We start from the raw sequence: 11,502 nt of genomic DNA, 5'->3' as shown, positions 1-11,502 counted from the left end.
CTCCTGTGCGAGGGGATTTTTCGTTTTCCGAATGTCGCAGCCGCCGGCAGAGACGATCGATGGAGCTTTGAAGATCATGAGCGAGACGAATCCCGCTGCCCCCGCCGAGGTGGTCGCGCCGCACCGCTACACGGCAGCCATGGCCGCCGACATCGAGGCACGCTGGCAGGACTTCTGGGACGCCGAGGGCACCTACGAGGCGCCGAACCCGAGCGGTGACCTGGCGGGCGACCCCGCACTGGCCGCCAAGCCCAAGAAGTTCATCATGGACATGTTCCCGTACCCCTCCGGTGCGGGCCTCCACGTCGGCCACCCCCTGGGCTACATCGCCACCGACGCGTTCGCCCGCTTCCAGCGGATGACCGGCCACAACGTCCTGCACACCCTGGGCTTCGACGCCTTCGGCCTGCCCGCCGAACAGTACGCCGTGCAGACCGGCACGCACCCCCGCGCCTCCACCGAGGCCAACATCGAGAACATGAAGGTCCAGCTGCGGGGGCTGGGCCTGGGCCACGACAAGCGCCGGTCGTTCGCCACGATCGACCCCGAGTACCACAAGTGGACCCAGTGGATCTTCCTGCAGATCTTCAACTCCTGGTACGACGACGAGGCCGACCAGGCCCGCCCGATCTCCGAGCTGATCGCCCGCTTCGAGAGCGGTGAGCGCCCCGTACCGGGCCACACGCGCGCGTGGAGCGAGCTGACCGCCGTCGAACGCGCCGACGTCCTGGGCGAGTTCCGCCTGGCGTACGCCTCCGAAGCACCCGTCAACTGGTGCCCCGGGCTGGGCACCGTCCTGGCCAACGAGGAAGTCACCGCCGACGGCCGCTCCGAGCGCGGCAACTTCCCCGTCTTCAAGGCGAAGCTGCGCCAGTGGAACATGCGCATCACCGCCTACGCCGACCGCCTGCTGGCCGACCTGGACGCCCTGGACTGGCCCGAGGCCATCAAGCTCCAGCAGCGCAACTGGATCGGCCGCTCCGAGGGCGCCCGCGTCGACTTCCCCGTGGACGGCGAACGCATCACCGTCTTCACCACCCGCCCGGACACCCTGTTCGGCGCGACCTACATGGTGCTGGCCCCCGAGCACCCCCTGGTCGACAAGTTCATCCCGGCCGCCTGGCCCGAGGGCACCCACGACGTGTGGACCGGCGGCCACGCCACCCCGACGCAGGCCGTCACCGCGTACCGCGCACAGGCCGGCGCCAAGTCCGACGTCGAGCGGCAGGCCGACGCCAAGGAGAAGACCGGCGTCTTCACCGGCGTCCACGCCACCAACCCGGTCAACGGCGAACGCGTCCCCGTCTTCATCGCCGACTACGTACTGATGGGCTACGGCACCGGCGCAATCATGGCCGTCCCCGCCGGCGACCAGCGCGACTTCGACTTCGCGCGCGCCTTCGAGCTGCCCGTCCACTGCATCGTCGAACCGACCGACGGCCGCGGCACCTCCACGTCGACCTGGGAGAACGCCTTCACGTCCTACGACGCGAAGATCATCAACTCCGCCAACGACAACGTCTCCCTGAACGGCCTGCCCGTCCCCGAGGCCAAGGCGCGCATCACCGCCTGGCTGACCCGCGAGGGCATCGGCGAGGGCACCGTCAACTTCCGCCTGCGCGACTGGCTGTTCAGCCGCCAGCGCTACTGGGGCGAACCCTTCCCGATCGTCTACGACGAGGACGGCATCGCCCACCCGCTGCCCGAGTCGATGCTGCCGCTGGAACTGCCCGAGGTCGAGGACTACTCGCCCCGCACCTTCGACCCCGACGACGCCGACACCTCCCCGGAAACACCCCTGTCCCGCAACGCGGACTGGGTCGACGTCACCCTGGACCTGGGCGACGGCCGCGGCCCGCGCCCGTACCGCCGCGAGACCAACACCATGCCCAACTGGGCCGGCTCCTGCTGGTACGAACTGCGCTACCTGGACCCGCACAACGACCAGAAGCTGGTCGACCCCGCCATCGAGCAGTACTGGATGGGCCCCCGCGAGGACCAGCCGCACGGCGGCGTCGACCTGTACGTCGGCGGCGCCGAACACGCCGTACTGCACCTGCTGTACGCCCGCTTCTGGTCCAAGGTGCTCTTCGACCTGGGCCACATCTCCTCGTCCGAACCGTTCCACAAGCTCTACAACCAGGGCATGATCCAGGCCTACGTCTACCGCGACAGCCGCGGCATCGCGGTGCCGGCCGCCGAGGTGGAGGAGCGCGACGGCGCCTACTACCACCAGGGCGAGAAGGTCTCCCGGCTGCTCGGCAAGATGGGCAAGTCCCTGAAGAACGCCGTCACCCCGGACGAGATCTGCGCCGAGTACGGGGCCGACACCCTGCGCCTGTACGAGATGGCCATGGGCCCCCTGGACGTCTCCAGGCCCTGGGACACCCGCGCCGTGGTCGGCCAGTACCGGCTGCTGCAGCGGCTGTGGCGCAACGTCGTCGACGAGACGACCGGCGAGGTCACCGTCGTCGACACCGAGCCCGACGACGAGACCCTGCGCGCCCTGCACAAGGCGATCGACGGCGTACGTCAGGACCTGCAAGGGCTGCGCTTCAACACCGCGATCGCCAAGATCACCGAGCTGAACAACCAGCTGACCAAGACGGGCGCCCCCGTACCGCGCTCCGTCGCCGAACCGCTGGTACTGCTGATCGCACCCCTGGCCCCGCACATCGCCGAGGAACTCTGGCGGAAGCTGGGCCGCACCGACACCGTCGTCCACCAGGACTTCCCGGTCGCGGACCCCGCCTACGTCGTCGACGAGACCGTGACCTGCGTCGTCCAGGTCAAGGGCAAGGTCAAGGCACGCCTGGAGGTCTCACCGGCCATCTCCGACGCCGAACTGGAGAAGGTCGCGCTCGCCGACGAGAAGGTCGTCGCCGCCTTGGAGGGCGCAAGCATCCGCAAGGTGATCGTCAGGGCACCGAAGCTGGTGAACATCGTCCCCGCCTGACCGCTCGACGGACTGGGACCGGCCTCTCGGGGTACTCCCCTACGGGCAGGTTCGGGGTTTCGCCGGAACTCCGCTCCTGCCCGTAGCGTTTACCGTTGAAGAGCGGCGCGGCGTGCGCCGCCTCAGGCCGGTGGAGGAGCGTTGGAAGCCGTGATCGCAGTCTTCGCCCTTCTCTTCCTGCTGTTCGTCGTCCTCGGTGGCTACGCCGCGGTGAAGGCGATCGGCGCGGCCAAGCGCGGCGTCGACCGCACCGTCGCCCAGGCCCGCCGCACCGTCGAGGACCACACCTTGCGCGCCAAGTCCTTCGCTCAGCTCGGCCCCCAGGGACAACTCGCCCAACTGCGGCTCGCCCTGCGCACCTCGATGCGCGCCACCCAGGAGGCACTGCACGCGGGCGTGGCCGAGGACGGATCGCTCAAGGAGTCCCTGGGCCTCTTCGAGCGACTCAGCGCGCACGGCCACGAACTCGACGCCGAACTCAAGCGCCTGGAGTCCGAGCCCGACCGCAGAACACTCGCCGAGCGGCTGCCCGCCCTGCGCGAGCGCACCGAGCGCATCACACAGTCGGCTGACTCCCTGCGCTGGGCGGCCCGCGACCGCGCCCGCCGCTTCGCCGACGACGACTTCGATTCGCTGAGCGCCCAGATAGACCTGGAGGCCGGCGCCCTCCGGCACTGGACCAAGGCCGACCCCGCACCGCCCCCATGGCCCGACGCCCCGCCCGTCGACGCCACGACGGCTCAGCAGAGCCGGCCCGAGACCCCGCGCCCGCGCCCCGCCGAGGAGCCGGCCCCGTCCGCCATCACCCCGCCCGGACGACGCCCCTCCTACCCGTGGCAGAAGAAACCCCGTCCCGAGAGCACGACTTGATCCGGCCGGTCCCCGTCCAGGTGAGAGGGGCCGGACTGCCATCCGGCCGCTACGGCAGGTAACCTCCAGCTCATGTCCCGCCATGTCGCGATCGTCACCGATTCAACGGCCTACCTGCCGTCCCGGACGATGGATCGCCACGGCATCACCGCGGTGCCCCTGACCGTGGTCCTCGGCGACCAGGCGTACGAAGAGGGCACCGAGATCTCGACCCGCTCCCTCGCCCAGGCCCTCCAGAAACGCCGCCCCGTCACCACCTCGCGCCCCAGCCCCCAGCTCTTCGCGGACACCTACCGCAGAGTCGCCGACTCCGGGGCCACCGGCATCGTCTCCCTCCACCTCTCCGCCGAACTCTCCGGCACCTACGACGCCGCCGTCCTCGCCGCCCGGGAAGCACCGGTGCCCGTGCGGGTGCTGGACACCGGAATGGTCGCCATGGCCTTGGGGTTCTGCGCCCTCGCCGCGGCCGAGACCGCGGAGGCCGGCGGCACGGTGGACGAAGCCGTGACGGCCGCCGAGAAGCGGGCCGCGGGCACCTCCGCCTACTTCTACGTCGACACCCTCGACTACCTCCGCCGGGGCGGCCGCATCGGCGCCGCCCAGGCCCTGTTCGGCTCGGCACTCGCCGTGAAACCGCTGCTCCAACTGGAGGGCGGCCGCATCGAACTCCTGGAGAAGGTCCGCACCGCGTCGAAGGCGATCGCCCGCCTGGAGGAGATCGCGGCCGACCGGGCCGGCAGCGCACAGGTCGACATCGCCGTCCACCACCTCTCCGCCCCCGAACGGGCATCGGCCCTCGCGGACCGGCTGCGCGCCCGCGTGCCCGGACTCGCCGATCTCCATGTCAGCGAGATCGGCGCGGTGATCGGAGCCCACACGGGACCCGGACTGCTGGGGGCCGTGGTCTCCCCACGGTGAGCCGGACCGGCGCCGTCACAGCGCCGCGACACCCCCATGTCCGTCTCTGGACACGTGTGAGTGACGGAGTTATCCACAACCGGCCGGTCCTCCCCGGGATTTGACCAAGATCATCGCGAAGTGGCGAACGCCCCCATCCTCGTCACATGGCACTTCGATCACGCTCACGCACCACCCTCGCGACCAGCGGCCCGGGCCGGGCCCCCACCTCGGACGGCCGCGTCCACCACCGACACGCGCTCACGCACAGCCGGGGACAGAGCCAGAACCGCGACCAGAACCAGGACAACAACCAGGGCCACAACCCGAGCCACAAGCAGGGCCACAACCCCAGCCCGAGCCGCAACCCGAACTTGAGCCGAAGCCGAGGACCGACCCGGCGTCGCGAAAGGGCGGCGGACGAACTTCGGCGGCGAGCGGAGGTGCTGTTCGCGGAGCTGCCGACGACTACGACGGCAGCCCGGCCCACCCCCATGGCCGCACCGCACCCCACTCCACCGCGAGCCGCGTCCGCGTCCAGGTCCGTGCCCGAGTCCGCGTCCGGGTCAGTGCCCGGGGCGGGGTCCGTCACGTCGTATCGCGGTGGCGGTGGCGGTGGCGGTGGCGGTGGCGGTACCGGTGCGGGTTCCGCTGCCGGTTCTGGTGCAGATGACGGGGGCGAGGTCGACCGGCCGCCCAACCAGCCTGCGGGGCTGGGTAGTTGGCGGGAGCGGGCTGGGCCGGCGCTGCGCGAGCGGCTGCCGGTGTGGGTGCAGACCCGGTGTGCCATAGAGCGCAGGAGCGTGATCGCGCTGGCCGTACTGCTCGTCGTCGCGGCGGTCTTCGCCGTCCAGCACTTCTGGGCCGGCCGGCCCCACTCCGTACGTGCCCCGGAAGTGGTGCGGGCGGCAACCGGATACGGAGGAGACCGGATCCACGGGACCGGCCCGCGAGCCGCGAGCGGCGTCACCGGGGGGAGGGGAGGGAACGGAGCGGCGGCGGATGCCGCACGGCCGGTGACAGGTGGCGCCGGGACCGAGATCGTCGTGGACGTCACCGGCAAGGTCCGGGAGGCGGGGATCCACCGTCTCCCGGCCGGTTCGCGGGTCACCGACGCGCTCCGGGCGGCCGGCGGCGTACGTCCGGGCACGAACACCGACGGACTCAACCGCGCCCGCTTCCTGGTGGACGGTGAACAGATCGTCGTCGGCGCGCCCGCCCCTGCGGCAGGGCTCGGCCCAGGGGGCGGTGCCGGGGCGACAGGACCCGGAGCCGGAACGGGAGCGGCGCAGCCCTCCACCCCGGTCTCCCTCAACACGGGCACGGCCGACCAGCTCAACACCCTGCCCGGCGTCGGCCCGGTACTGGCCCAGCGCATCATCGCCTACCGCACCCAGCACGGCGGCTTCCGCTCGGTGGACGAACTGCGCCAGGTCAACGGCATCGGCGACCGTCGCTTCGCCGACCTACGCGACCTCGTACAGCCATGACACACGACCACGCCGTTCCTCGGACGGAGCCCACCGCGCCCGAACCCACTCCAGCCCCGCCCCGCCGCCGAACCGTCCACGCGGACTCCGGGAACCGACTGGGCGCCGCCCACCCCCGGCAGGAAGGACCGACAGACCTACGCCTCGTACCGCCCGCACTAGCCGCCTGGGCGACGACGGCACTCATGCTGGACGCCCCACCGGCCCTGGTGACCGCGCTCGCGCTCGCCTCCGTCGCCCTCGGCCTGCTGCTCCTGCTGAGGAGGAGAGGCGGCGGAGCCTCTCCCTCACTCCTCCCGCGCGCCGCGATCGCCGCCCTGTTTCTCGCCATCGGCGCGGCGGCCGTCTCCGCCGGGCTGCACGGCGCGGACCTGCGACGGGGACCGGTACCTGAGCTGGCCCGGCAGTACGCGACCGTGACCGCCGAGGTCGAGGTCGGCTCCGATCCCCGGCTCACCCGGCCCCGGATCAGCGGGGACCACGCGGCTCCGGTCGCCGTACTGATCGACGCCGAGGTGCGACGGATCGAGCGGAGCGACGGCACGGCCGTGGCCACACGGACGCCGGTGCTGGTGATCGTCGACATGAGCACATCCGGAAGGGGAAGGGGCGGCCCACCGGCGCCCGGCACCGGCCCGGCGCGGTCGCCGTGGCTCGCGCTCCTGCCGTCCACCCGACTGCGGGTGACCGCACGGCTGGCGCCCCCACTGACCGGCGGCGACCATGTCGTGGCCGTGCTACGGGTGCGCAACCAGGCGGTGCCGGACGTGATGGGCGAGCCGACCGGCGCCCAGCGGTTCGCGGGTCGGCTGCGCGCGGGGCTGCGCGAGGCCACCGACGGCTTGCCGGGCGATGCGCGGGCCCTGCTGCCGGGGCTGGTGGTCGGGGACACCTCGCGGATCACCCCCGAACTGGACGAGGCGTTCAAGGACACCGACCTCGCGCACACCCTCGCCGTCTCCGGAAGCAACCTCACCATCCTGCTCGCCCTGCTCATCGGCCCGCCCGGACTGGCCCAGCACATCGAACGCCGCGGACTCGCGCCGCGTCTCGGCATCTCCCTGCGCACGACCGCACTGCTCGGCGGAGTGCTCACCCTCGGATTCGTCATCGTGTGCCGGCCCGACCCGAGCGTGCTGAGAGCGGCGGCCTGCGGAGCCGTAGCACTGCTGGCCCTGGCGACCGGCCGCCGCAGATCCCTGATCCCGGCCCTGGCGACAGCCGTCCTGCTACTGGTTCTCTACGACCCCTGGCTGGCCCGCAGTTACGGCTTCCTGCTCTCCGTGCTGGCCACCGTCGCCCTCCTCACGCTCGCGCCGAGATGGAGCGAGGCACTGCGGCGCCACCGGGTTCCCCCGAGACTGGCCGAAGCCCTGGCGGCTGCCGCCGCCGCGCAGGCGCTGTGCGCGCCGGTCGTGGCCGTGCTGTCGGCGCGGGTCAGCCTGGTGGCGGTGCCCTGCAACCTGCTCGCGGAGATCGCGGTCGCCCCGGCCACGGTGCTGGGCTTCACCGCGCTGGTGACGGCACCCGTGGCGATGCCGGCGGCCAAAGCCCTTGCGTGGTGCGCGAGTTGGCCGACGGGGTGGATCGCGGAGGTGGCGCGGACCGGGGCCGCGTTGCCCGGCGGGGGAGTGCAGTGGCCGGGCAGTTGGGCCGGGGCGCTGCTGCTCGGCCTCGCCGTCACCGCCCTGGTGCTCGTCGGCCGGCGACTGCTCGGACATCCATGGCTGTGCGGTCTCTGCGGACTGCTTCTGCTGCTGGTCGTCGTGGAACCGCCGCCGCTGACCCGGGTGATCACGGGCTGGCCGCCCCCCGACTGGCGATACGCGATGTGCGACGTGGGACAGGGCGACGCCACGGTGCTCGCCGCGGGGGACGGCGCCGGAGTCGTCGTGGACGCCGGGCCCGATCCCAAACTGGTCGACCACTGCCTGCGCACACTGGGCATCACCAAAATCCCGCTCGTCGTACTGACCCACTTCCACGCCGACCATGTGGCGGGACTGGCGGGCGTGCTGCGCGGCCGTTCGGTGGGCGCGATCGAGACGACGGACTTCGAAGAACCCTCCGACCAGGCCGAGTTCGTGAGGAAGGAGGCCGCCGAACGGCACATCCCGCTCACTCGCGCGGTGGCCGGAGAGCAACGGCGCACCGGCCCACTCTCCTGGCAGGTCCTGTGGCCCCCACCGTCCCCGGCCCCGGATGCGGACGGCCCGAACGACGCGAGCGTCACGCTGCTCGTCCGGACGGCCGGGCTACGGCTCCTGTTGCTCGGGGACCTCGAACCCCCGGCTCAGCAAGCCCTGTTGAGATCACCCTTGGCCGCGCAACTGGCAGACGTGGACGTCCTCAAGGTCGCCCACCACGGCTCGGCCTACCAGGACCCGGACCTCCTGCGCCTGGTAGCACCGCGACTGGCGCTGATCAGCTGCGGCGCCCACAACCTGTACGGGCACCCGGCCCCCAGCACGGTCGCCGCACTCCGAGCCGAGGGAGCGGTGGTGTTACGCACCGACCAGGACGGGGCGCTGGCGGTCGGGGGGAGCGGCGGCGACAGCGGCGGGGCTGATGGCACCGGCGTAGGCAACGGCAGTGGGGGCGGCGGTGACGGAGATACCCGGGCGCGGGGGAAGGGGGGCGGAGAAGAGGACGGTCGCGGGGGTGCGGGCGGAGGTGGGGGCGGACGCGGAGGCTGGGGCGGTGGCGGCGGCCTTACCGTGACGCGGGGTTGACGCGCGGTTGAGGCGGGGGTGGGGCGGGGGCGAGGCGGGTGGGGTGGGGTGGGGGAGGGAGGGGGGAGGGGGGAGGGGGAGGGAGGGCCCCAAGGAGGCGGTGAAGGACCAGTGCCGGCGCCCCGTCGCGTGACACTGGGGCCATGAACTCCGCACAGGTCGATGCCTATCTCCGACGTCTGGCAGTCCGGCGCCCGGCGCAGCCCACCGTCGATGTTCTGCGTGAGCTGCATCGGCGCCATTTGCAGACCGTTCCCTTCGAGAACTTGTCGGTGCACCTCGGGGAGGAGATCGTGCTGGAGGAGGGGCGTCTGCTGGACAAGGTGGTGGGCGGGGGCAGGGGCGGGTTCTGCTACGAACTGAACGGCGCGTTCGGGGCGTTGCTCAGCGCCCTGGGTTTCGAGGTCACGTTGCTGGCGGCGCGGGTGCACGGGGAGGCGGGGCGGCTGGGGATTCCGTACGACCATCTCGCGCTGTTGGTGCAGACGATGGACGGGGGCGGGTGGCTGGCGGATGTGGGGTTCGGGGCGCACAGTCACCATCCGTTGGCCTACGGGGAGCGGGGTGCGCAACAGGATCCTGGCGGTGAGTTCAGGATCGTGGAGGCGGGGTCGGACGCGGCCGGGTCGGGGGTGGGCGTGGGGGCAGTTGATCTGGAGGTCGTGCGGGACGGCAGGCCGCAGTACCGCCTGGAGACCCGGCCCCGGGTGCTGGGTGACTTCGTGGCCGGGGCCTGGTGGCACAGCACGTCGCCGGCTTCGCACTTCACGCAGTCGTTGGTGTGCTCGCGGCTCACGGAGGACGGCGGGAGGATCACGCTGGGCGGCCGGACGCTGACCGTGACCAGCGCGGAGGGGGTGCGGGACGTCAGGGAACTGACGTCGGACACCGAGGTGTTGGCGGTGTACCGGGAGCGGTTCGGGATCGAGTTGGGGGCGGTGCCTACGGTACGTAGGGCCGGGTAGGAAAATGTCTCGTGTGAGTGATGTGAGACATGTACTGGTGTTGCCCGACCGCGATGCCGCGCGGGAGGCGGCGGAGGCGCTGGGAGAGCGGTTCGCCGTCCACGAGGAGCCACGGTTGGTGCGGGACGCGCTGGCCGGCGAGGACGACGCGGAGGACGCGCAGTGGCTCCTGGTTCTGCGGGACGAGGACGAGCGGCTCGACCCCGGTGAGCTGGACGCGTTCGCGAGGGAGTGGGACGGCTGGCGCGAGGAGCCGTAACGGCGGGAGCGTCCCTCTCTCACGAACCGCGGGCCCAGCGCTCCCGGGCCGCTCCCAGTGAGCACACGTCCCAGTTACGACGTGATCAGGCCCCCTGCCCGGCACGAACCGACGGCCTCTTCGCCCGCGCCTTGCTCCCGCCTTGCTGCCGCCCTGCCCCGCGCCGCCCGTCCCGCCCCGCCTCGCCGTCCCGCGCCGCGTTGTCAGTGGCGCGTGCGATGCTTTACGCAATGGCCAGGAAGACTGCGAATGACGACCCTCTCGCCCCGGTGACCCTTGCCGTGGGCCAGGAGGACCTGCTGCTCGACCGTGCCGTGCAGGAGGTGGTGGCCGCCGCTCGGGCCGCCGACGCCGACACGGACGTACGTGATCTCACCGCGGACCAGGTGCAGCCCGGCACGCTCGCCGAGTTGACCAGTCCGTCGCTCTTCGCGGAGCGCAAGGTCGTGGTCGTACGCAATGCGCAGGATCTGTCCGCGGACACGATCAAGGATGTGAAGGGGTACCTCGGCGCACCGGCCGAGGAGATCACCCTGGTGCTGCTGCACGCGGGCGGAGTGAAGGGCAAGGGGCTCCTCGATGCCGCGCGCAAGGCGGGGGCGCGGGAGGTGGCCTGTCCGAAGATGACGAAGCCGGCCGACCGACTGGCCTTCGTGCGGGGCGAGTTCCGGGCGCTCGGCCGGTCGGCGACCCCCGAGGCGTGTCAGGCGCTGGTGGACTCGATCGGCAGCGAACTGCGGGAACTCGCGGCGGCGACGGCCCAGTTGGTGGCCGACATCGAGGGAACCATCGACGAGGCGGTCGTCGGCCGGTACTACACGGGCCGGGCGGAGGCGTCGAGCTTCACCGTCGCGGACCGGGCCGTCGAGGGACGGGCGGCGGAGGCGTTGGAGGCGCTCAGGTGGTCGTTGGCCACAGGGGTCGCGCCGGTGTTGATCACCAGCGCGTTGGCGCAGGGCGTGCGGGCGATCGGCAAGTTGTCGTCGGCGCGGGGCGGCCGGCCGGCGGATCTGGCGCGGGAGTTGGGGATGCCGCCGTGGAAGATCGACCGGGTGCGGCAGCAGATGCGGGGGTGGACGCCGGACGGGGTCGCGACCGCGCTGCTGGCGGTGGCCGAGGCCGACGCGGGAGTCAAGGGCGGTGGCGACGATCCCGAGTACGCGTTGGAGAAGGCCGTGGTAGCGATCGCCCGGGCGGCTCGGTCACGGGGCCAGGCGTAGGCGACCCTGCCCACGAGCCACGAGCCACGAGCCACGAGCCACGAGCCACGAGCCACGAGCCACGAGCCACGAGCCACGAGCCACGAGCCACGAGCCACGAGCCACGAGCCACG

The 11,502-nt window shown here is 72.0% G+C and carries 8 protein-coding genes; all 8 read left to right on the top strand.

Annotated features, from left to right (window positions below; all coding sequences use genetic code 11):
- Positions 1-76 precede the first annotated feature (76 nt).
- The 8 genes from leuS (at position 77) to holA (ending at position 11,389) form a co-directional block, all read left to right on the top strand.
- Positions 77-2,956, top strand: a complete 2,880-nt coding sequence (gene leuS / locus ABZT12_RS05250) for a leucine--tRNA ligase (RefSeq protein ID WP_356377521.1) — start codon at positions 77-79, stop codon at positions 2,954-2,956.
- Positions 2,957-3,097: 141 nt separating this feature from the next.
- The gene (locus ABZT12_RS05245; RefSeq protein ID WP_356377518.1) at positions 3,098-3,826 is read left to right on the top strand and encodes a hypothetical protein; all 729 of its coding nucleotides are present in this window, start codon (positions 3,098-3,100) and stop codon (positions 3,824-3,826) included.
- Between the two features lie 72 nt (positions 3,827-3,898).
- Positions 3,899-4,744: a DegV family protein gene (locus tag ABZT12_RS05240; protein ID WP_356377515.1), complete on the top strand. Its 846-nt coding sequence runs from the start codon at positions 3,899-3,901 to the stop codon at positions 4,742-4,744.
- Positions 4,745-4,890: 146 nt separating this feature from the next.
- A complete protein-coding gene (locus ABZT12_RS05235) occupies positions 4,891-6,213 on the top strand; it encodes a ComEA family DNA-binding protein (protein ID WP_356377512.1) in 1,323 nt (440 codons plus the stop codon).
- Positions 6,210-8,945: a ComEC/Rec2 family competence protein gene (locus ABZT12_RS05230; RefSeq protein ID WP_356377509.1), complete on the top strand. Its 2,736-nt coding sequence runs from the start codon at positions 6,210-6,212 to the stop codon at positions 8,943-8,945. The genes ABZT12_RS05235 and ABZT12_RS05230 overlap by 4 nt, the downstream gene beginning before the upstream one ends.
- Positions 8,946-9,088: 143 nt before the next feature.
- Positions 9,089-9,910 carry an arylamine N-acetyltransferase gene (locus ABZT12_RS05225; RefSeq protein WP_356377506.1) on the top strand — a complete coding sequence of 274 codons (822 nt, stop codon included), beginning with the start codon at positions 9,089-9,091 and terminating at the stop codon, positions 9,908-9,910.
- A gap of 13 nt (positions 9,911-9,923) precedes the next feature.
- Entirely contained in the window at positions 9,924-10,169 is a 246-nt protein-coding gene (locus tag ABZT12_RS05220; RefSeq protein WP_356377503.1) for a hypothetical protein, read from the top strand.
- A 230-nt stretch (positions 10,170-10,399) separates the two neighbouring features.
- Complete coding sequence (gene holA / locus ABZT12_RS05215; RefSeq protein ID WP_356377500.1) at positions 10,400-11,389, top strand: DNA polymerase III subunit delta; 990 nt, start codon at positions 10,400-10,402, stop codon at positions 11,387-11,389.
- Positions 11,390-11,502: the final 113 nt, after the last annotated feature.

The sequence above is a fragment of the Streptomyces sp. NPDC005423 genome, assembly GCF_040606415.1.
GTDB lineage: Bacteria > Actinomycetota > Actinomycetes > Streptomycetales > Streptomycetaceae > Streptomyces.
Note: the sequence above shows the minus strand (reverse complement) of the source record. Positions and strands in the feature narration are given on the sequence as shown.

What these genes read in the sequence shown, in the direction of transcription:
- leuS (WP_356377521.1), top strand. Translation starts at nt 77, where the DNA reads ATGAGCGAGACGAATCCCGCTGCCCCCGCCGAGGTGGTCGCGCCGCAC.
- ABZT12_RS05240 (WP_356377515.1), top strand. Translation starts at nt 3,899, where the DNA reads ATGTCCCGCCATGTCGCGATCGTCACCGATTCAACGGCCTACCTGCCG.
- ABZT12_RS05235 (WP_356377512.1), top strand. Translation starts at nt 4,891, where the DNA reads ATGGCACTTCGATCACGCTCACGCACCACCCTCGCGACCAGCGGCCCG.
- ABZT12_RS05230 (WP_356377509.1), top strand. Translation starts at nt 6,210, where the DNA reads ATGACACACGACCACGCCGTTCCTCGGACGGAGCCCACCGCGCCCGAA.
- ABZT12_RS05225 (WP_356377506.1), top strand. Translation starts at nt 9,089, where the DNA reads ATGAACTCCGCACAGGTCGATGCCTATCTCCGACGTCTGGCAGTCCGG.
- holA (WP_356377500.1), top strand. Translation starts at nt 10,400, where the DNA reads ATGGCCAGGAAGACTGCGAATGACGACCCTCTCGCCCCGGTGACCCTT.